Source organism: Mycolicibacterium sp. lyk4-40-TYG-92, assembly GCF_030209435.1.
In the GTDB taxonomy this organism is placed as follows: Bacteria; Actinomycetota; Actinomycetes; order Mycobacteriales; family Mycobacteriaceae; genus Mycobacterium.
This window is the reverse complement of the sequence record NZ_JARVRX010000007.1, coordinates 11449-32373: the sequence shown is the minus strand read 5'-3', so window position 1 is coordinate 32373 and position 20925 is coordinate 11449. Positions and strand designations below refer to the sequence as shown.

Here is a 20925-nt window from a genome sequence, read left to right as displayed (position 1 = left end):
CCCCTCGCACGTCGGTCGCCAATTACGTCTTGTCGTCGGTGCTACGCGGGAATCCGCCCTGCGGGAACAGCGGGAACACGACGTCGTCGAACTTCTCCACGTCGCCGGCCGTCTTGTTCACCGTGGCGCCCCAGACATTGCCGTCAGGGGAGAGCTTCAGCGCGAAGACGTGGCCATGGGTGTCGGTGCGGAGCGCCTCGGGGTCGCCCGTGACCGCGCCGGTCTCCTTCGACAGCCGAACGGCCACCGTCTTCTTGGTGTTGACGAGGTTGACCATGACGGTGTCGTCGGTCGCCACACACCCCGCGACGCCGGGCCGGTCGGGCCAGCTCCACACCGTCGACACCTTGGAGTCCTTGGTGATGCGCTGCAGCCGGTCGCCGGTCGGGGTGCGGTCGGTCACATACAGCGAGCCGCTGGCACCGTCGATGCACAGCCCGCCGCCGGAGCCCATGCCCGACAGTGCGGTGGTCGGGGGCGCCTGGCCCACCGTCGTCGGCTGCTCGATGCGCAGCAGCTTGCCCGCCAGCGAAGCCGGATCAGCTGCGGCCGCGGGGTTTCCGGCGTCCCCGGTGAGCACCACGAGGGTCGTCGGGCTGCTGAAGATCAGCGCTCCCATGTTGCCTGTGGGGCCCTTGGGAATGCCGGTGAGGATGGGCTTGGGGACGTCGCCGTCGGCGATGCGGACCACCCGGTTGTCGGTGGGCGTGGTGATGTAGGCGTACATCAGCCGGTCCTGCTGGTAGCTCGGCGACAGGACGATGTCCATGAGCCCGCCGTCGCCGGACGCGTCGACCGGAATCACGGTCTTGACCTTGGGTTCCGCGGTCGTGGCGATGTTCTTGACGGCGCCGGTGACGCGTTCGGCGACGATCGCCGACTTGCTGTCGCCGCCCATGATCAGGCCGCTGGTGCTCTCCAGGCAGCCCTGCAGCACCGCCGGCGCCGGGCAGGCCTTCGGGAACGGGTTCGGCGGCAGCGGTGGCGGGGGCGGCGGTGGCGAGCTGGGCGCCCCGCCGAGATCCGGCTCGATGGTGAACGGCTCGGATGCCGCCGAATCGAAACGGGCACAACTGGGCAGCGCCAGCAAAGCGATGGCACACAACGCCAGGACCCGTCGAGCGGGTGCAGAGCTGGAACGCTCAGGCCGGTGTTGGGGCCTCGTCAGCGCAGCCCGCGTCGACCGCCGCAATGTCATGCCCGCCAGGTTACGGACTGTTCGCGGATGCTCGCCACGCCGGGGCCACGCGTCGGGCTGGGCAAATCCCGTAAACAAGCCGGTCAAACCACCGCCTAAATCCACGGTCAGCAGTGCAGTTGCACTTACCCTGGCAACCATGGCCAGTACTTCCCATGACTCGCGTGCATGGCAACGGCCCGACGAGCCGGCCGCCAGGCCCGCGTCGGCACGCCTGGTCGATCCAGAAGACGACCTGCCCATCACGACCTATCGCGGCAGTGGCGGCGCAGACGGCGGTGAGACCGCCGCGACCACGGCCATCCCGCGGTTCGACAACGCGTCGTCCGACGAGGCGACCGAGGTGACGCCCGCGTCGTCCTCGTCGCCGTCCTCGATGGCATTCGATCTCATGCACGAACCCGAGCCGCTGCCGTACGTGCAGCCCCGGGAGCGCAACTCGCAGCAGGGCGTCGAGCCCGCCGAGATCGAGCCCGACCCCGAGACCGATGCCCGGGTACGCGTCGCCAAGCGCCGCGGCACCCAGGACCTGGGACTCCTGGTGCTGCGTGTCGGCCTCGGCGCATGGCTGGTGGTCCACGGCCTGCAGAAGGCGTTCGGCTGGTGGGGCGGCCAGGGTCTGAACGGGTACGAGCACGCGCTCGCCGCCGCCGGGTTCCAGCACGCCGGGATCCTGACCTACCTCGCCACCGGGGCGCAGATAGGCGCCGGTGTCCTGCTCGTGCTGGGGCTGTTCACGCCGGTGGCCGCCGCCGTCGCGCTGGGCTATCTGGTCAACGCGCTCGCCGTGGAGGTGGCCGCACAACCCGTGCACGGCTACTTCCCGTACTTCCTGCCCGAAGGCCACGAGTACCTGGTGACCATGATCGTGCTGGCCGCGGGCTTGACCCTGACCGGACCGGGTCTCTACGGCTTCGACGCCGGACGCGGTTGGGCGCGCCGCCCGTTCATCGGGTCGATTCTGTGCCTGCTGATCGGCATCGGCGCGGGCGTCGGTGTGTGGCTGCTGCTGAACGGCTCAAACCCGCTGCACTGAGGTTGATCGTCCGCGGCGCCGGCTCACTCGTTGTACGGGTTGGGCACGACGCCGCCGCTCGCCGCGGTCAGCACCGGCAGTGACGCGAACGTCACACCCGGCAGGCGCAGGTCGGTGCCGTCGGTCAATTCGGCCTTGGCCCACTTGGAGCGGTCGAACCGCAGCCCCTTGATGTCCTGCCACGTCACCGTCCGGCTGCCGAGCAGCGACCGCGCCGTGACGCCTTTCTTGTCGGCCACCGTGCGGTAGCGAATCACCATCGCCGACAACACAATCGGGATGACGAGCAGCACCGCGCACCAGGCCGGCCCGGCGAACACCAGCGCCAGTAGGCCGATGGCGAAGAACCCCACCGCCAGGTGGGCGACCCCCGGGATCTTGATCACGACGGGTTGAGGTGCGGTCGAAGCGGTTCGGCGGCTCACGTCATTCATTCTCCCAGGCGGCGCGGGCACGGGTTGCCAGGTGTGCCGGGCCGTGGATGTGATTTGACCTGCGCGCGCCGCGGGGACTACCGTCCTTGCCATGCAGAACTCGGGATTGCTTGTAGTAACTGGGCGCGTTGGTGCGTGACCAGGCTGAGTAAGCCGACTACAAGCATCGACGCGCAACCCTCGTACAGCCACCCACGCTGACGGGGGTTTTTTGTTTGCCCGGGAACGCCAAACCGAACACGATCAAGAGGACAAGAGTGAGCGCACCCACCACGCGACCGCCAGAGTCGACGCAACAGCAGAACGGTGTTGCCAACGGCCAGCCGAGAACTGTTGCACCGCAACAGATGACCGGCGCCCAGGCCGTCGTCCGTTCGCTCGAGGAACTCGACGTCGACACCATCTTCGGCATCCCCGGTGGTGCCGTGCTGCCGGTCTACGACCCGCTGTTCGACTCGAAGAAGGTGCGCCACGTGCTGGTGCGGCACGAGCAGGGCGCCGGCCACGCCGCGTCGGGCTACGCGCATGCCACCGGCAAGGTCGGCGTGATGATGGCCACCTCGGGACCCGGTGCCACCAACCTGGTCACGCCGCTGGCCGACGCGCAGATGGACTCGATCCCGGTGGTCGCCATCACCGGGCAGGTCGGCCGCGGGCTGATCGGCACCGACGCCTTCCAGGAAGCCGACATCTCCGGCATCACCATGCCGATCACGAAGCACAACTTCCTGGTCCGCAACGGTGACGACATCGCCAAGGTGATTGCCGAGGCTTTCCACATCGCCGCTTCCGGCCGTCCCGGCGCCGTCCTCGTCGACATCCCGAAGGACGTGCTGCAGGGGCAGTGCACCTTCAGCTGGCCGCCGGTCATCGACCTGCCCGGCTACAAGCCCAACACCAAGCCGCACAGCCGCCAGATCCGCGAGGCCGCCAAGCTGATTGCCGCGTCGCACAAGCCCGTGCTGTACGTCGGCGGCGGCGTCATCCGCGGTGCGGCGTCCGCGGAGCTGCTGGAGCTGGCCGAGCTGACGGGCATCCCCGTCGTCACCACCCTGATGGCGCGCGGTGCGTTCCCCGACAGCCACCCGCAGCACATGGGCATGCCCGGCATGCACGGCACGGTCTCGGCCGTGGCCGCGCTGCAGAAGAGCGACCTGCTGATCGCCCTCGGCACCCGCTTCGATGACCGGGTCACCGGTCAGCTGTCGTCGTTCGCGCCCGACGCCAAGGTGATCCACGCCGACATCGACCCCGCCGAGATCGGCAAGAACCGGCACGCCGACGTGCCGATCGTCGGTGACATCAAGAACGTCATCGTCGACCTGCTCGGGGCGCTGCGTCGTGACGGTGTTGCCGCCGACACCCTGGACCTGGCCGACTGGTGGACCTACCTTCACGGCATCAAGGACACCTACCCGCTGAGCTACGGCCCGCAGAGCGACGGCAGCCTCTCGCCGGAGTACGTCATCGAGAAGCTGGGCCAGATCGCCGGGCCGGACGCGCTGTACGTCGCGGGCGTCGGTCAGCACCAGATGTGGGCCGCGCAGTTCATCAAGTACGAGAACCCGAAGACCTGGCTGAACTCCGGTGGCCTCGGCACCATGGGCTTCTCCATCCCGGCCGCGATGGGCGCCAAGTTCGCCCGCCCGGAGGCCGAGGTGTGGGCCATCGACGGTGACGGCTGCTTCCAGATGACCAACCAGGAGCTGGCCACCTGCGCCCTGGAAGGCGCGCCGATCAAGGTTGCGCTGATCAACAACGGCAACCTGGGCATGGTGCGCCAGTGGCAGACGCTGTTCTACGACGAGCGTTACAGCCAGACCAACCTGTCCACCCACTCGCACCGCATCCCGGACTTCGTGATGCTGGCCGAGGCGCTGGGTTGCGTCGGGCTGCGCTGCGAGCGTGCCGAGGACGTCGAGGACGTCATCCGGCAGGCCCGCGAGATCAACGACCGCCCCGTCGTCATCGACTTCATCGTCGGGGCCGACGCCCAGGTGTGGCCGATGGTCGCCGCCGGCACCAGCAATGACGAGATCATGGCGGCGCGCGATATCCGTCCGCTGTTCGACAACGAGGATCAGGTGTAAGCGCCATGACGACCACTCACACACTTTCGGTTCTCGTCGAGGACACCCCCGGTGTGCTCGCTCGCGTGGCGGCGCTGTTCTCGCGGCGTGGCTTCAACATCCAGTCGCTCGCGGTCGGCGCCACCGAGCAGAAGAACATGTCGCGCATGACCATCGTGGTCTCGGTCGAAGAGCAGCTGCCGCTGGAGCAGATCACCAAGCAGCTCAACAAGCTGATCAACGTCATCAAGATCGTCGAGCAGGAGCCGGACAACTCGGTCTCCCGCGAGCTGGCGCTGATCAAGGTGCGGGCCGACGCCACCACCCGTGGCCAGGTGATCGAGGCGGTCAACCTGTTCCGTGCGAAGGTCGTCGACGTGTCGACCGAATCGCTGACGGTCGAGGCCACCGGCACCCAGGAGAAGCTCGACGCATTGCTGCGAGTGCTGGAGCCGTATGGTATTCGCGAGTTGGTGCAGTCCGGTGTGGTTTCACTGGCGCGCGGCCCGCGTGGCATCGGCGCGGCCAAGTAACCGAGCTGGACCCCGAACAAATCTTCAACAACAGAAACAAGGGTAAGGAAAAGCAAGTGGCAGTTGAGATGTTCTATGACGACGACGCGGACCTGTCGATCATCCAGGGACGCAAGGTCGGCGTCATCGGCTACGGCAGCCAGGGACACGCGCATTCGCTTTCGCTGCGCGACTCGGGCGTGCAGGTCAAGGTCGGCCTGAAGGAAGGCTCGAAGTCCCGCGAGAAGGTCACCGAGCAGGGCCTCGAGGTCGACACCCCGGCCGAGGTCGCCAAGTGGGCCGACGTCATCATGCTGCTGGCGCCCGACACCGCGCAGGCCGAGATCTTCACCAACGACATCGAGCCGAACCTGGAAGACGGCAACGCGCTGTTCTTCGGCCACGGCCTCAACATCCACTTCGGCCTGATCAAGCCCCCGGCCAACGTCACCATCGGCATGGTCGCCCCGAAGGGCCCCGGCCACCTCGTGCGTCGTCAGTTCGTCGACGGCAAGGGTGTGCCCGCGCTGATCGCCGTGCACCAGGACCCCAAGGGCGAGGGCCAGGCGCTGGCGCTGTCCTACGCCAAGGGCATCGGCGGCACCCGCGCCGGCGTCATCAAGACCGACTTCAAGGAAGAGACCGAGACCGACCTGTTCGGTGAGCAGGCCGTCCTCTGTGGTGGTACCGAGGAACTGGTCAAGGCCGGTTTCGAGGTCATGGTCGAGGCCGGTTACGCGCCGGAGATGGCCTACTTCGAGGTGCTGCACGAGCTCAAGCTGATCGTCGACCTGATGTACGAGGGTGGCATCGCCCGCATGAACTACTCGGTGTCCGACACCGCTGAGTTCGGTGGCTACCTGTCCGGTCCGCGCGTCATCGACGCCGACACCAAGGAGCGCATGCGTGCCATCCTGAAGGACATCCAGGACGGCACCTTCGTCAAGCGCCTGGTCGCCAACGTCGAGGGCGGCAACAAGGAGCTCGAGGGTCTGCGCAAGGCCAACGCCGAGCACCCGATCGAGGTCACCGGTAAGAAGCTGCGCGACCTGATGAGCTGGGTCGACCGGCCGATCACCGAGACCGCCTAGTCAGTTCCCGAAAGGCCGGTTGCGGCACGCGAAACAGCGTGCGGCAACCGGCCTTTCGTCATTTCAGTAGACGGTGTCTCAGTAGACGGTGTAGCCGATGGCGGCCAGCGCGCGGGTCACGTTGCGCCCGTCCGCGCTGCCCGGCAGCTTGCGGCTCCGGTCGATGTCCAGTCCTTCGCCCGCCACCGCGTAAATCTCGGTCGACACCGGGTCGTCGGGCTCGGGCGGTTCGAGACGTCCGTCCGGATAGATGGCCTGCGCCCGCATGGCCCACATACTCTGTTCGACGGCGATCACGTGATAGCCGCACAACGGCGGCCGCATCTGATAAAGCTGGCGATCACCGACCGCGAACAGCTCGTTGTTGGGTACCGACCCGACCAACCGGGCTGTGCCTCCGAATATCACCCATTCACGCTAAGCCGGGCCGGCGGGGTGTTCCGACGCCAATTCTCGGTGCCGGAACCGGGCAGCGCGTTACCCGCCCAACCGGTCCGCTACCGACACGACCCGCCGCGCCAGGTGGTCCAGCGCCGCGTAGGTGTTGTCGTCGAACTGGCGGATGTTGTCGTGATTGGCCAGCAGGCTCACGCCGTACGGGTTGCCGTCGGCGAACTTGAGCGGCTCGGTGTAGCCGGGCGGGACGATGATGCCGCCCCAGTGCATCAGCGTGATGTAGAGCGACAGCAGCGTCGTCTCCTGGCCGCCGTGGGCGGTGTTGGTCGAGGTGTAGCCGGCGTACACCTTGTCCGCCAGCCCGCCCTTCGACCACAGGCCGCCGAGGGAGTCCAGGAACCCGCGCAGCTGCGATGCGACCGAGCCGAAGCGGGTCGGCGAGCCGAAGATCACCGCGTCGGCCCACACGATGTCGTCGCCCGTGGCAACCGGAAGGTCTTTGGTCGCTTCATAATTCGCAGTCCAGGCCGGATTGTGCGCGAAGGATTCTGGGGCGGCGGTCTCGGTGACGGGCCGCAGCCGCACCTCGGCGCCCAGCGATTCGGCGGTGCTCGCGATGCGCTGTGCCATGGAAGTGCCGTGCCCGGTCGCGGAGTAGAAGATCACAGAAAGCTTGGCCATGGGCCAAGCCAACACTATGGCGCGAGCGACGGCAGCGTCTTCACCCCGAATTCACGACGCAGCACGGTGCGTGCCGCGTACAGGCCCGCCATGCCGTGCACGCCGCCATTCGGGGGAGTGGCCGCTGAGCAGAGATAGGCGCCAGGAATCGGAGTGGCCCAAGGATTCAGGCGCAGCGTCGGGCCGGCTAGAGCCCGCCATGCACTGTTGCCGCCGCCGGTGATGTCGCCGCCCACTAAGTTCGCGTTGTGCTGGGCCAGCTGCGAAGCCGGGACTCCGCGGGCTGCGACGACGATGTCGCGGAACCCCGGGGCAAAGCGTTCCATGATCTCGATTACCTGCTCGGTCTGATCGATGGGCGAGTCACGGGGCACGTGGACATAGCTCCAGAACGGTCGGCGACCGCGATCGTCGATCCGTGTCGGGTCGGCGGTGTGCGGCGACGCAGCGAGCACCATCGGCCACTTGGCGTGTCGACCGCGTGCTATCTCGCGTTCTGCAAGAGCCATCTGGGCGCGTTCACCGCCGAGGTGAATCGTGACCGCGCGGGCCAAACGTCGGTCACGCCACGGGATTTCATCGGACAAGACAAAATCGACTTTTGCTACCCCGGGATTGGCTCGTAGCCGTCGCAATGTTGCGGCGTAGCGCGTTGGTAGCCGATCACCGTAGATGCTCAACAACGCCTTTACTGGAGTGTCGTACAGCACCACGCCTCGTGGCGGTTCGGTGATTTCTTCGCCGAGCACCAATTCACCGCCATGGGCCAGCAAGTCAGCAATCAACGCGTCGGGAATGGCTTGACTGCCGCCGGTAGGCACCGGCCACCCGACTGAGTGGGCCAGTACGGCCAGCATCATGCCCAGGCCCGATGACGTCATCGACGGCATCTGCGAAATGGTGTGTGCGGCAACGCCGGTAAACAGCGCCCGAGCGTCCTCGCCGCGAAGCAGCCCCCAAGCCGGGCTGCCCTGCGTCAGCATCCGCAGCGCGAGCCGGGCCGATGTCACCAAGTCAGGCGGCAAGGATCGTTTGTCGCCGAGAACGAACGCGGCCGCCGAGTCGCTGCGCTGCACCATCGGTCCCAGGAGCCAGCGCCACGACGCCCCGTCAGTCAGCTCGGCGCAGGTGCGCTCGAAATCGTGGTAGGCCAGCGCGGCCGGACGCTCTGGCAGGGGGTTGGCGTAGGAAATCTCCGGCACATTCAGCGTGATGCGATCCGCGAGGCCGAAAGCACGGAAGAACGGCGAGGCGAATGCCAGCGGGTGCACCGCCGAGCAGATGTCGTGCACGACGCCTGGAAATTCCGGGTCGGGGGCGCTGCGGGCGCCGCCGCCGGGGGTCGGCTGACCTTCGAGGACCCGGACCGACAGGCCGGCTCGCGCACAGATGACGGCCGCGGCCAGTCCGTTGGGTCCACTACCGACGACGGTGACGTCCACCACTTGATGGTAGTGACGGCCGCTGACCACCCAGCTCAAGGCAACCGCGATTGGTAGCGCGGCCATGCCGCCCACTAGTCTGTGCGCGTGAGCCTTCCTGTCGTACTCATCGCTGACAAACTCGCCGAATCGACCGTCGCCGCCCTCGGCGACCAGGTAGAGGTCCGTTGGGTCGACGGACCCGACCGCGAAAAGCTGCTGGCCGCCGTGCCGGACGCCGACGCCCTGCTGGTGCGTTCGGCCACCACCGTGGACGCCGAGGTGCTGGCCGCGGCGCCCAAGCTCAAGATCGTCGCCCGCGCCGGTGTCGGCCTGGACAACGTCGACGTCGACGCCGCCACCGCGCGTGGCGTGCTGGTCGTCAACGCCCCGACTTCGAACATCCACAGCGCCGCCGAGCACGCCCTGGCGCTGCTGCTCTCGACGGCCCGCCAGATTCCGGCCGCCGACGCCACGCTGCGCGAGCACACCTGGAAGCGCTCCAAGTTCTCGGGCACCGAGATCTTCGGCAAGACGGTCGGCGTCGTGGGCATGGGCCGCATCGGCCAGCTCGTCGCGCAGCGCCTGGCCGCGTTCGGCGCGCACATCGTCGCCTACGACCCCTACGTCTCGCAGGCCCGCGCCGCCCAGCTGGGTATCGAGCTGCTGAGCCTCGATGAGCTTTTGGGTCGCGCTGATTTCATCTCGGTGCACCTGCCCAAGACCAAGGAAACCGCCGGTCTGATCAACAAGGAAGCGCTGGCCAAGACCAAGCCGGGCGTGATCATCGTCAACGCGGCCCGCGGTGGCCTGATCGACGAGCAGGCCCTGGCCGACGCGATCACCAGCGGCCACGTCCGTGGCGCCGGTCTCGACGTGTTCGCCACCGAGCCCTGCACCGACAGCCCGCTGTTCGAGCTGCCGCAGGTCGTCGTCACCCCGCACCTCGGTGCCTCCACCGAAGAGGCCCAGGACCGCGCGGGCACCGATGTCGCCGCGAGCGTGAAGCTGGCGCTGGCCGGCGAGTTCGTGCCGGACGCCGTCAACGTCGGCGGCGGTGTCGTCGGCGAAGAGGTCGCGCCGTGGCTCGACCTGGTGCGCAAGCTGGGTCTGCTGGTCGGTGCCCTGGCGCCCGCGCTGCCGGCCTCGCTGAACGTCGAGGTGCTCGGCGAACTCGCGTCGGAAGACGTTGAGATTCTGAAGCTTTCGGCGATGCGCGGCCTGTTCTCCGCCGTCATCGAGGACCAGGTGACGTTCGTCAACGCGCCGGCGCTGGCCGCCGAGCGTGGTGTCGACGCCGTCCTCACCACCGAGACCGAGAGCCCCAACCACCGCAGCGTCGTCGACGTGCGCGCCGTCCTGTCTGATGGTGCGACGGTGAACGTGTCGGGCACCTTGAGCGGTCCGCAGCTGGTCGAGAAGGTCGTCCAGATCAACGGCCGGAACCTGGACCTGCGCGCCGAGGGCATCAACCTGATCCTCAACTACGGCGACCAGCCCGGCGCCCTGGGCAAGATCGGCACCCTGCTCGGGGGCGCCGACGTCAACATCCTGGCCGCGCAGATGTCGCAGGACTCCGACGGTTCGGGTGCGACGGTCATGCTGCGACTGGACCGCGAGGTGCCGGCCGACGTGCTCGCCGCGATCGGCGAGGCCGTCGGCGCGACCACGCTGGAACTGGTGGATCTGTCGTGAAGCTCGCCGTCATTGCCGGCGACGGCATCGGTCCCGAGGTCATCGGCGAGGCACTGCAGGTCCTCGACGTCGTGCTGCCGGGGGTCGAGCGCACCGAGTACAACGTCGGCGCCAAGCGCTACCACGAGACCGGCGAGACCCTGCCCGACGGCATGATCGACGAGCTCAAGACGCACGACGCAATCCTGTTGGGCGCCATCGGCGATCCGTCGGTGCCCAGCGGCGTGCTCGAGCGCGGACTGCTGCTGACCATGCGGTTCGCCCTGGACCACCACGTGAACCTGCGGCCGTCGCGGCTGTTCGCAGGTGTCGACAGCCCGCTGGCCGGCAATCCGGACATCGATTTCGTCGTCGTCCGCGAGGGCACCGAGGGGCCGTACACCGGCACCGGTGGCGCCATCCGCGTCGGCACGCCGCACGAGGTGGCCACCGAGGTGTCCACCAACACGCGCTTCGGTGTGGAGCGGGTGGTCCGCTACGCGTTCGAGAAGGCCCGGACGCGGCGGAAGCACCTGACCCTGGTGCACAAGAACAACGTGCTGGCGTTCGCCGGCTCGCTGTGGAAGCGCACGGTCGACGAGGTCGCCGCCGAGTACCCGGACGTCGAAACCGCGTACCAGCACATCGATGCCGCGACCATTCATATGGTGACCGCACCTGAGCGGTTTGATGTGATCGTCACCGACAACCTGTTCGGCGACATCATCACCGATCTGGCCGCGGCCGTCTCCGGTGGTATCGGCCTGGCGGCATCGGGCAACATCGATGCGACGGGCACCAACCCGTCGATGTTCGAGCCGGTGCACGGCAGCGCACCCGATATCGCCGGCCAGGGTCTTGCCGACCCGACTGCCGCCATCATGAGTGTGGCGCTGCTGCTGACCCACCTCGGTGAGACCGACGCCGCGGCCCGCGTGGACAAGGCTGTCGCCGAACACCTTTCGACGCGCGGCGACGCAAAACTGTCGACGTCGGAGACCGGCGAGCGGATTCGCAGCTTCCTGTAGTCCCGTGCGCGGAATGAATGGCCTTGCCACCCTCACCAGGCAGTGCCGGCTGTTCGCCATCGGGTCGACGTTCTTCGCACTGGCCACGGTCCCGGGGTTTCCCTCGGTGGCCGGGGCCGGAACGACCAACATGCTGTGTTTCGTCGGATCGTGGTTCTTCACCACGGCCGCCTTGATGCAGTACAAGCTCGCCCCGCCCGGGATCCAATGGTGGTCGGCGGCAATCCAATTCATGGGTACCGTGCTGTTCAACGTGAGTACGGGTGCGGCGGTGTGGGCGCACGCCGTGCTCGCCGAGCGGCGCTATGTGTGGGCGCCCGACGCCGCCGGATCGCTGGCCTTCCTGCTCAGTGGTCTGCTGGCGGTGCTGGTGGTCGGCCTGTGGTCGCCGAGATCCGTTGCCTGGCAGGCGTCTTGGATCAACCTCATGGGCTGTGTCGCGTTCCAGGTGTCGGCACTGGCGGCCTTCGTCCGGAAGACCGGCATCACGGTCGACGAGCGACTGGCCAACTTCGGGACCTTCGTCGGGGCGTTGTGCTTCCTGGTGGCCGCGCTGTTGGTGCGGCCACGCCGGTCACCGGCTTGATTGTCTGGTCGCCGCCAGCGTGCCCAGCAGATTCAGCCGCTCCTCGGTGGGCGAGTTCGGTTCGGCGGTCATGACATACAGTGTCAGCCCGGGATCGGCCGCCAACTCCAGGCCGTCGAAGGTCAGGTCGAGTTGGCCGACCGCGGGATGGTTCAGCGCTTTCGGTCCCGAGGTATGTGCCCGGATGATCTGTGCTCCCCACCGGACCCGGAATTCGTCACTGCGGGTGCTCAATTCGCCGATGAGCTGGGTGAGCCTGTCGTCGTAGGGGTCGCGTCCGGCGGCGCTGCGCAAGATCGCGACGGCGTTGTCGGCCTGCTGATTCCAGTCGACGAAGAAATCCCGCGCGCGGTGGTCCAGGAACACGAAACGGGCGAGATTCGCCGGTTCTTGCGCGTCGTCGACGGCGTCGCGGTAGAGCTCGGCGCTCAGGGCGTTGGTGGCCAGGATGTCGAGACGGTCGTTGCTCACCCAGGCCGGCACGCCCACCATCGAGTCCAGGATCCGCTGGACGCTCGGTCGAATGGTGACCGGGCGGCGCGGGGTGCGCCGTGGCCCTTGCCGGACTTTGACGAGATCGAACAGGTGCGCGCGCTCCGCCTCGTCGAGCTGCAGCACGGTCGCCACCGAGTTGAGTACCGAATCCGAAACGCCGCTGAGGTTGCCGCGTTCCAAGCGGGTGTAATAGTCGACGCTGATACCGGCCAGCAGGGCCACCTCTTCCCGACGGAGGCCGGGTACCCGCCGCTTGGCGCCGTAGTCGGGGAGCCCGGCCTGATGGGGTGTCATGCGCGCACGGCGTGACGTCAGGAAGTCACGAATGTCCTTGCGCTGGTCCACACGGATCACAGTAGAGGGCACGCGAGCCGCGAAGGAGGGTTTGCTGAACCCTGGTTCAACTGGCCCTGCCTACCGAACGGTGCGCGGCCTACCGTCGATTTCTGAACCCAGACTTCGACGAAAGGAAGCGCTCATGTCCGACGACACGGCAGCTCAGGAAGCGTTCGACAGCTTTGTCGCCATGTGGACCACCGGGACGACCGGCGGCCGTCGCGCGCCGGTTCTGCGGCGCCCCGACGAGGTCGGGCTGGACTACGAAGACGTGTTCTTCCCGTCGATGGACGGTGTCCCGCTGGAGGGCTGGTTCATTCCCGCCGACTCCGATCGACTGATCATCCATAACCACTTTCTTCCCGGAAACCGCTACGGCTATCCCGGGCACCTGCCCGAGTTCGGCGGCCTCGGCGGGTTCGAGGTGAATTTCCTGCCTGAGTACAAGGCTCTGCACGACGCCGGCTACAACGTCCTCGCTTACGACATCCGCAACCACGGTCTCAGCGGCCAGGGCAACGGTGGCATCGCCGGCATCGGTCTGACCGAATACCGCGATGTCATCGGATCCTTGCGGTACGCGGCTGCCAGGCCGGACACGAAAACGATGAAGAAGGCTTTGCTATCAGTGTGTTTGGGCGCTGACTCGACTGCAGTGGCGTGGTCAAGGCATCCCGAAGAGTTCGCTGAAGTCCAGGCCATGGTGATGCTGCAGCCGGTGTCGGGTCGCTACATCGTCGAGGAGTTCGTCAAAGCCATCGGGATGGCAGACGGCTATGCGAAGTTCGATCAGGCTGTTCACGAACGAACCGGATTCCATCTCGCCGAGCAGTCACCGCTCGAGCACGTCAAAGCAGTGACCGTGCCGACGCTCGTCGCACAGGTGCACGATGACACCATGACGCGTCCACAAGACGTGCGGGACATCTACGACGCGATCCCGGTCGCCGCGAAGAGCTTGCACTGGATCGAAGGAACCAACCGGCGCTTCGACGGCTACAACTATTTCGGTGTTCATCCGGAGGTGGCCACCGCCTGGTTCGACAAGCACGTCCACTGACGTCTGGCCCGCGGGCGTAGCGGGATCTGTTGGGGCCCAACGCACCGCGGACCAGCCGGGGGGCCAGGAGAAGACCCCGCGTTGGCGTCTCGCGCCGAGACGTGGTTGGCTGGGATGCGTGGGGGAATCGCTGAGCCGACGGGATTTCATCGTCGGGTTGGCCGCCACGGGCGTGCTGGCCGGGTGCCAGTCCACCAAGGCGGACGAGCCGACCAGCTTTGCAGAACTGGAAGATCGCTATCAGGCGTTAATCGGCGTCTACGCAGTCGATTTGGAATCATCGGCGACGGTCGAGCACCGTGCCGACGAGCGGTTCGCGATGTGCTCGACCTTCAAAGCGTATGCGGCGGCACGCATCTTGCAGATGGCCAAGGACGGTCACGCGAATCTCGATGCCATGGTGCCCATCACCGCCGGCGACATCGTCGTCAACTCGCCGGTGCTGAGCGAGGCGGTGGGGGCACGGATGGCGTTGCGGGAGATCTGTGCCGCCGCTCTGACCCAGAGTGACAACGCAGCAGGCAACATCATGCTGCGGACCATCGGCGGGCCGTCCGCCCTGACGGCTTTCGCGCGCTCGATCGGCGATTCGCAGACCCGGCTGGATCGCTGGGAACCGGACCTCAACGAAGCGGCGCCCGGCGACCTCCGCGACACCACCACGCCGCGGGCCCTGTGCGGTGGGTATCGCGCCATTCTCGTCGGCGACGCGTTGTCCGGTGCGGCTCAGTTCCAACTGCAGCGGTGGATGGGCGAGACCGCGACGTCGACCCGTCGGTTCCGCGCCGGTCTGCCCGCAGACTGGACCAGCGCGGACAAGACCGGCGGCGGCGACTACGGGTCGACCAACGACGCCGGGATGCTCATCGGCCCCAAGCACGAGCGGGTCATGCTCACGGTGCTGGTCCGCACCCGCACCCTGCGGCGGGACGCCGGGCCGTTCAATGAGGCGATCGCCGAGTCCGTGCGATCAGTGCTGGCGCGCCTCGGCCACAGTTAGTGTTGGATCGTGGGGATCCGGAAGCTGGCACTCGCCGTGGTCGCGTGCGGGTGCGTGGTCGCGGGCTGTTCGACGACCGCGACCGGCACCGCGCGGTTCGGCGGCTCACTGAGCGACCCCGAACCGGACGTCAGCCAGCTGCGGACCGGTAACTACCAGATCAAGCCGAGCACCCCGTTCTTCAGCGCCGGGCCCAATCCGCTCACGCAGTCGATCGTCGAATCGACCCGCATGGCCGAATATGTCATCGGGCCTTGGGAAATCGACGCGTCGGTGACCAGGCCCGGGGCCATCGGGACCGGCACCATGACGGCGGAGTTCGGTGTCGACAACATCCTCGGGGTGTCCAAAGACAATGTGATGCAGGGCATTGCCAGGGCGCACGGTATGGTTGCCGGTTTCGGGTCCTACCGGTCATCCGGGTCCCGGGACTCTGATCTGGAAATCCAGAACGCGGTTCTGATGTTCCCCGATGACGCCCAAGCGGCGGCGGCCGCCGGTGAATTCACCGCGCAGTTCGGCCCGATCGTGGCCACTCCGTTCCAGCCGTATCCGGTCCAGATCTCGGTCGGTACCGGCACGGTGCCGGCGGTCGGCGTGGATTACGGCACCGGGGCCAGTGGCGTCGCGGCGTACACGGTGCAGGGACGTTTCGTGCTGTATCAATTCGTGAGCGCGAAAGCCACCAAGTTGACCAAGGCGCCGTTGCGGGCTCAGTTGCTGACGTCCGACCTGCTCGGCAGGCAGCAATCGCTGATCAAGAGCTTTGTGCCCACCGAACCGGCGAAACTCGCTGACCTGCCGAAAGATCCGAGCGACGACCAGTTGCTGTCGAAGACCATCACCACTCCCGATCGGCAGCAGGGGGTATTGATCGGGACGTGGCGACCACGGGCGTGGCTGCATTTCGAATCCGATCCGGTGAGCATGACGACCCAGTTCGAGCGCGCCGGTGTGCAGTGGGTGACGCAGCGGTGGGGCCGCGTCTACCAGGCGCCCAACGCGGATTCGGCCGCGCAGCTGCTGGACGCCACCGGTGTCTTGATCATGAAGAATCCGGACGTGCAGATGGCCGGTCCGGTGCCGGGGTTCCCCGGCGCGCGGTGTTTCGAGCACCTTCACGACTACGCGCAACCGGACGCAACCGTGACATGGCGCATCCTGGGGTGGCACTACAGCTGCCTCGCGCGCACCGACCGCTTTGTGTTCCAGGTCTTCGCTGACGACGAAACCGCTGTGGACCAACAGATTTCGGCGCAATATCGGGTGCTGTCCGGGAAGTAGCCGACTGCCCGATGAGTTCCGCCGGGTCCGATGGTCTACCTCACTGACAGACACCACCGACTCGTCAGGAGCTAGAAATGGGCCAGATTCACCTCGCGTTGTTCGCCACTCTCGACCTCGTCGGGCAGGCGCCCGGCGGCCCCGGCGAGGACTCCGACGGCGGTTTTCCGTTCGAAGGCTGGCAGGCACCGCTCATCGACGAGGTGTCGGGGGAGCAGGTCGGCGCCGCGTACGAAGGCACCGACGCGCTGCTGCTCGGCCGGCGGACGTACGACATCTTCGCGGGCTATTGGCCGCATCAGGATGACGAATTCGCCGACATGTTCAACCGCATCCCCAAGTACGTCGCCTCCCGCGGCAAGCCGGACCTGTCGTGGTCCGGCTCGTCGCGGATCGGCGCGGATCTGGTGGCGGAAGTGCGGGAAATCCGTGACCGTCACGAGCACGTCAAAGTGGTCGGGAGTTTGAACTTCGTACAGACCCTGTTGCGCGAAAAACTGTTTGATCGAATGGACCTCTGGGTGCATCCTATTGTGCTGGGGGTCGGCAAAAAGGTGTTCGACGGCGGCGCAGTGCCGTCCAATCTGACGCTGCTCAAGGCCCCGGTGTCCAGCCCGGCCGGCATCGTTCACCTGCAGTACGGGCTGGCCGGGGGTGTGCCGGCGACGGGGGACATGAGTGCACCGGATCGGGGGGACGTTTGACTGGTAGGGAGTGGACGCGCGGCGTACTCGCCGGCGCGGTATTAGGGGGAGTCGGCTGGGGTCTGTTGGCTGTCGGGGCCATGGGTCCCGGCGATGATCCGAACTTGGACCGAATTGATACAGCGAATTTGACTGTAGCGGTGGGTGTTTCGCTGATATGCCTGGTGATTGCGGCGGTGCTGTCGCGCGCGCGGATGCTCAGCAGCGTCGCTGTGGCGCTGGTGGTGGCACCTGTGAGCGTTTGGTTCATCGTCGGTCTGCTGTACCTGCAAGCCATTGCCACGGTGGCGATGTGGCGCTGACCGGAGGAGGTGCGCATGTCCTACGAGTATGAAAGCACGCTCGATCCCCGCACCGAGCGGAAGATCGATCCGCGTTATCTGTTCGGCGGCTACGCGCTTGGCTTGGTCGTGATGTCGCCGGCGCCGCTGTTGTACTACTGGCTGTTCGCGCCGGCAAGCGCGCTGCTGGTCGCCGCGGTCGCGGTTCTTGTCGCGACGGTGCGGCCACGGTTTGACGACGCGGCATGTGGCGCGTTCTTCGCCGCCCTGTTCGGTCTGGTCGCGGTGCTCGTGCTGTTCTTCGTCGGCGCTCAGAGCTGATCGCGGCCGGCGGTTCGTCCCGCTGGAAAATACGTTGCCGGCCAACCTCTTTGCGCTCATCATGGTTCGGGCCGAGCAACGGACGATCGGTCTGTGCCACGAGAAGCGAGGTGAATCATGAAGTTGGCAGAAGCTCTGTCGTTGCGCGCGAACGCAGTTCGCCGCATCGAACAGTTGCGCGTGCGTGTCGTGGGTAACGCGCGGTTCCAGGAGGGCGAAGAGCCCGCGGAGGATGCCGCAGCGCTACTCGTCGAGATCGACGGCGCGCTGGGCGATTACGAGTCCCTGATTCGGCGGATCAACCGCACCAACGCGGCCAGCTCGGTCGGGGCCGACGGCACGCTGACCGACGCACTCGGTCGGCGCGACGCGCTGCGGTTGCGGCACCACGTTCTGACCACGGCTGCGGACGCGGCCACGGGTGCCAACCAATACGGCTACTCGCGGCAGCTGCGTTCGGAGCTGAAGATGTTGTCCGCCTTGTCCGCCCGCGATCTGCGGTCGCAGGCCGATGACGTGGCGCAGGAGTTGCGTGAGCTTGACGTCCGGATTCAGAAGGCGAACTGGGAGGTCGAGTTGCTGGACTGACAGCAGCATGGTGTAGCAGGTAGTTGTCGCGGAGGCGTGCACAAAACCTCAAACGGCTCCAACCGTTCAGGTGCACGGAGGGCAGTGCAACGGGTTCGATTCCCACACTCACACCGCAGCCCAGCAATGCGCACAGGTGACAGAGCACGAGGCACAACGCATCACCACGTGCAGATTCGTGACAACGAGGGCGGGTACGGGGACTACACCTCCAGTGGCCGAGCCGCGGTGGAAAGCAGGGGACGGCGACTGCTGTGACGGATGCGCTGAAAGTGACTGGCGGTCAGCGCTTTCTGTGCGTCGCTATGTGCGGGCTATGGGTTGATGAGAATGCCGTTCATGGCCTGGCGAGAGTGCCGAGACTGCGTAGCCTTTAGTTGTGCTTAGTAGTTCTGGTGGGCCTGAATGCCGGCCGGAACCAGCGGGTACTTGTATCCGGAATCGCGCGGGTCGGGAGCGCCGCGACGACGGCCATCCGTCGTAGTTGAGGAGGTCGACATGACGACTTTCAGTTCCCCGCCCATTCACGTTGTTCCGCCCCCTGCACCCACGTCGCGGTGGCGCAGGCTCATCCCACGGACCCGCCGGCGGAAGGCGGCCGTGGCCGCCGGCGTGGCGGTGGTGCTCGTGGCGGGTGTGCTGGGTGCGTCGTACGAAGCAGCACCGGGCGGCACCCTCTGGGGCGTCGACAAGACCGTGTTTCCCGGGCATGCGCAGGATGTCGCGCTGACCGCAGTCGTCGATGATCTGAAGGCGGCACAGGACATCCTGGGCAGTGGGCAACAGCCGACGCCCGATCAACTGACGGCGGCTCGCACGTCACTCAACGAAGCCAAACAGGGTTTGGACTTCCTGTCGCCCTCACCTCAGCGGACCAGCCTGCAGAACCTCTATTTGCAGCTGACCCAACAGCTTCTGCAGTACACACCCGATTCGGCACAGCAGCTGCCCGCGTTGCCCGCACCGCCGGCTGAGCCTCAGGCCGCTGACCCCGGCAGCGCGCCGCAGCCGCCCGAGGTGGCCCTGATGAGCGCGTCTGCGCCCACATGGGGATACCAGGACTCGGGCGGGGGTTCGGCAGCACCCATCGACCAGATGTCCGACACTTTCGTGCCGCCGCCACCCGATGTGCCCGCCGCCCCGGCGGCCGACTGGTCGCCACCCGTCGATCCACCGGCGACACCGAATCTGCAGGACCTCGGCTACTACGACCCGTCCTGGGGGCAGCTCTACGGCTACAACTCCAACGATTGGTACAACTACGACCTCGGCGGCTACAACCAGTACGGCTACGACTTCCTCGGATTCAACCGCTGGGGCTACGACCGCTGGGGCTACGACCGGTGGGGTTACGACCGCTGGGGTTACAACTGGGCGGGCTACAACTGGTCGGGCTACGACCGCGACGGCTGGGATCGGGGCGGCTGCAATGAATGGGGCCAGCGCCGGGATCATCCCGGCGATGCGCGCAACCAGGATTGGTACAACGACCACCACCCCTACGTGCAGTACTACCAGTGGAAGTTCCGCCACGACGATCCGGTGTACGAACGCACGCAGTGGGACCAGGCGCACGGATTCAACCCGAATCAGTACCAGAACTGGAACATGAACCGGGACTGGCACGATCCACGTCATCGTGACTGGGCGCCGCCGACCACCGCGGTCAGCGCCACCCATTCGGTCACGGACGTGAACGCCCGGGTGTCGTCGCCGGTGGTGAATCTGAATGTCTCACTGGCACAGTTCATCTCGAATGACAAAGCGACGAGCACCTCTGATCGTCTGCTGAAAGATCTCTCGGAGAAGTCGGCCCGGGATGTCACCAAAGACCTGAATTCGACCGCCACCGGTGCCGGGACGCAAACGCCTTCGACGTCGGGACAGCACTCCGCCGCTGCGGTGGCCGATCATCGAACACCGGCGGCGCCACCGGCATTGACCGCAGCGGTGCCGACGCCACCGCCGTCGAAGGTGCCGGCCGGGTTCACCGCGCCGAAGCTGGCCCCGGTGCCGCCGCCCGCACCGGCCCAGGCGCAGGCGCAGGCGCAGGAAAAGCCGAACACGGCGCGGGATGCCCGGGTGCCGGGACCTGTCCCGAGTGCTGCCCCGAGTGCGACGGTGGTGGGGCCGAAGGCAGGCACACCGGATGCGATCGTGCCACCGAATGCCGTGGCACCGCCGGCCGAGCCTAAAACGTCACCGCCGGCCGAGCCGAAAACCGTGACGCGGTCGGCGCCGGAAGCGGCTCCGCCGATTCGGGACGCGGAGCCGCACGAAGCCAATCCGGTTCCACCGAAACAGGTTTCAGAGCCGCCGGCGAATCCGGTGAAGCAAGAGCCGCAGCAAGCCGTGTCAGCGCCGCCGGCGAAGCACGCGGCGGCGCCGGACACGCCGGCGCCCGAAGCCCCGGCCCCAATCCGGCAGGCGCCCGTCCGCCCGGCTCCCGCGCCGCGGGAGGAGGCACCGCAGCCGGTCCGGCAGGCTCCGCCGCCGGTGCACGAGGCGCCGCCGCCGGTGCATCAAGCCCCGCCGCCCCCAGTGCATGAGGCGCCGCCTCCTGCGCCGGCACCGCGCCCGGCGCCCGCACCGCGGGGTGCCACGTGCCCGCCGCCGATGTGCCCGGCGGGGTAACCCTCCGCGGCCGGATTCGACTGGTGGGCCGGTACCCGGAACGTGATATCAACGGCGATGTCGCGTTCCGGATATGTTTGCGGCCAGAGCCCTGCC

At 67.0% G+C, this 20925-nt stretch carries 21 protein-coding genes; 15 read left to right on the top strand and 6 right to left on the bottom strand.

Features of this window, described 5'->3' with window-relative positions; genetic code table 11:
• Positions 1-22: 22 nt before the first annotated feature.
• Positions 23-1198 (bottom strand): PQQ-dependent sugar dehydrogenase, encoded by a 1176-nt coding sequence (locus QRN63_RS12440; RefSeq protein ID WP_267316866.1) that lies wholly within the window; start codon positions 1196-1198, stop codon positions 23-25.
• A gap of 139 nt (positions 1199-1337) precedes the next feature.
• Between QRN63_RS12440 and QRN63_RS12435 the strand changes: the two genes are divergently transcribed.
• Positions 1338-2234, top strand: a complete 897-nt coding sequence (locus QRN63_RS12435; RefSeq protein ID WP_267316867.1) for a DoxX family protein — start codon at positions 1338-1340, stop codon at positions 2232-2234.
• 23 nt (positions 2235-2257) lie between these two features.
• Here QRN63_RS12435 and QRN63_RS12430 read toward each other — a convergent pair whose 3' ends face one another.
• On the bottom strand, positions 2258-2668 hold the full coding sequence (locus QRN63_RS12430) for a PH domain-containing protein (protein WP_267316868.1): 411 nt from the start codon (positions 2666-2668) through the stop codon (positions 2258-2260).
• 257 nt (positions 2669-2925) lie between these two features.
• On the opposite strand from QRN63_RS12430, the gene QRN63_RS12425 reads away from it, so the two are divergent.
• The 3 genes from QRN63_RS12425 (at position 2926) to ilvC (ending at position 6340) form a co-directional block, all read left to right on the top strand.
• A complete protein-coding gene (locus tag QRN63_RS12425) occupies positions 2926-4758 on the top strand; it encodes an acetolactate synthase large subunit (RefSeq protein ID WP_285031021.1) in 1833 nt (610 codons plus the stop codon).
• Between the two features lie 5 nt (positions 4759-4763).
• Positions 4764-5270, top strand: coding sequence for an acetolactate synthase small subunit (gene ilvN, locus QRN63_RS12420; RefSeq protein ID WP_155899492.1), 507 nt, complete (start codon positions 4764-4766; stop codon positions 5268-5270).
• A gap of 68 nt (positions 5271-5338) precedes the next feature.
• Complete coding sequence (gene ilvC / locus QRN63_RS12415) at positions 5339-6340, top strand: ketol-acid reductoisomerase (RefSeq protein ID WP_205848940.1); 1002 nt, start codon at positions 5339-5341, stop codon at positions 6338-6340.
• Positions 6341-6418: 78 nt separating this feature from the next.
• Here the strand turns inward: ilvC and QRN63_RS12410 are convergent, their stop codons facing one another.
• The 3 genes from QRN63_RS12410 to QRN63_RS12400 all read right to left on the bottom strand — a co-directional run bounded on the left by QRN63_RS12410 (position 6419) and on the right by QRN63_RS12400 (position 8859).
• On the bottom strand, positions 6419-6748 hold the full coding sequence (locus QRN63_RS12410; RefSeq protein ID WP_267316870.1) for a hypothetical protein: 330 nt from the start codon (positions 6746-6748) through the stop codon (positions 6419-6421).
• A 69-nt stretch (positions 6749-6817) separates the two neighbouring features.
• Positions 6818-7417: an NAD(P)H:quinone oxidoreductase gene (wrbA, locus tag QRN63_RS12405; RefSeq protein ID WP_285031020.1), complete on the bottom strand. Its 600-nt coding sequence runs from the start codon at positions 7415-7417 to the stop codon at positions 6818-6820.
• A gap of 14 nt (positions 7418-7431) precedes the next feature.
• Positions 7432-8859 carry a phytoene desaturase family protein gene (locus QRN63_RS12400; protein WP_285031019.1) on the bottom strand — a complete coding sequence of 476 codons (1428 nt, stop codon included), beginning with the start codon at positions 8857-8859 and terminating at the stop codon, positions 7432-7434.
• Positions 8860-8946: 87 nt separating this feature from the next.
• Here QRN63_RS12400 and serA point away from each other — a divergent pair, with 87 nt between their 5' ends.
• Genes serA through QRN63_RS12385 form a run of 3 tightly spaced genes read left to right on the top strand, consistent with a single transcriptional unit; the run spans position 8947 to position 12126 of the window.
• Positions 8947-10533: a phosphoglycerate dehydrogenase gene (gene serA / locus QRN63_RS12395; RefSeq protein ID WP_267316873.1), complete on the top strand. Its 1587-nt coding sequence runs from the start codon at positions 8947-8949 to the stop codon at positions 10531-10533.
• The gene (locus QRN63_RS12390; protein ID WP_285031018.1) at positions 10530-11540 is read left to right on the top strand and encodes a 3-isopropylmalate dehydrogenase; all 1011 of its coding nucleotides are present in this window, start codon (positions 10530-10532) and stop codon (positions 11538-11540) included. Before serA ends, QRN63_RS12390 begins: the two co-directional genes overlap by 4 nt.
• Positions 11541-11553: 13 nt before the next feature.
• Positions 11554-12126, top strand: coding sequence for a hypothetical protein (locus QRN63_RS12385; protein ID WP_267316875.1), 573 nt, complete (start codon positions 11554-11556; stop codon positions 12124-12126).
• On the opposite strand, the gene QRN63_RS12380 is transcribed toward QRN63_RS12385, so the two are convergent.
• Positions 12115-12966, bottom strand: a complete 852-nt coding sequence (locus QRN63_RS12380) for a helix-turn-helix transcriptional regulator (protein WP_285031017.1) — start codon at positions 12964-12966, stop codon at positions 12115-12117. The genes QRN63_RS12385 and QRN63_RS12380 overlap by 12 nt on opposite strands.
• 133 nt (positions 12967-13099) lie before the next feature.
• Between QRN63_RS12380 and QRN63_RS12375 the strand changes: the two genes are divergently transcribed.
• The 8 genes from QRN63_RS12375 to QRN63_RS12340 all read left to right on the top strand — a co-directional run bounded on the left by QRN63_RS12375 (position 13100) and on the right by QRN63_RS12340 (position 20829).
• Positions 13100-14017 carry an alpha/beta hydrolase family protein gene (locus tag QRN63_RS12375; protein WP_285031016.1) on the top strand — a complete coding sequence of 306 codons (918 nt, stop codon included), beginning with the start codon at positions 13100-13102 and terminating at the stop codon, positions 14015-14017.
• A gap of 118 nt (positions 14018-14135) precedes the next feature.
• Positions 14136-15017 (top strand): class A beta-lactamase, encoded by an 882-nt coding sequence (gene bla / locus QRN63_RS12370; protein WP_285031014.1) that lies wholly within the window; start codon positions 14136-14138, stop codon positions 15015-15017.
• A 9-nt stretch (positions 15018-15026) separates the two neighbouring features.
• Positions 15027-16301, top strand: coding sequence for a DUF7373 family lipoprotein (locus QRN63_RS12365; RefSeq protein ID WP_285031013.1), 1275 nt, complete (start codon positions 15027-15029; stop codon positions 16299-16301).
• A 77-nt stretch (positions 16302-16378) separates the two neighbouring features.
• A complete protein-coding gene (locus QRN63_RS12360) occupies positions 16379-17005 on the top strand; it encodes a dihydrofolate reductase family protein (protein ID WP_285031012.1) in 627 nt (208 codons plus the stop codon).
• A gap of 140 nt (positions 17006-17145) precedes the next feature.
• Positions 17146-17307: a hypothetical protein gene (locus tag QRN63_RS12355; protein ID WP_267316881.1), complete on the top strand. Its 162-nt coding sequence runs from the start codon at positions 17146-17148 to the stop codon at positions 17305-17307.
• Positions 17308-17322: 15 nt separating this feature from the next.
• Complete coding sequence (locus tag QRN63_RS12350; RefSeq protein ID WP_285031011.1) at positions 17323-17607, top strand: hypothetical protein; 285 nt, start codon at positions 17323-17325, stop codon at positions 17605-17607.
• 117 nt (positions 17608-17724) lie between these two features.
• Complete coding sequence (locus QRN63_RS12345; RefSeq protein ID WP_267316883.1) at positions 17725-18195, top strand: DIP1984 family protein; 471 nt, start codon at positions 17725-17727, stop codon at positions 18193-18195.
• A 498-nt stretch (positions 18196-18693) separates the two neighbouring features.
• Complete coding sequence (locus QRN63_RS12340) at positions 18694-20829, top strand: hypothetical protein (RefSeq protein WP_285031010.1); 2136 nt, start codon at positions 18694-18696, stop codon at positions 20827-20829.
• Positions 20830-20925 lie beyond the last annotated feature (96 nt).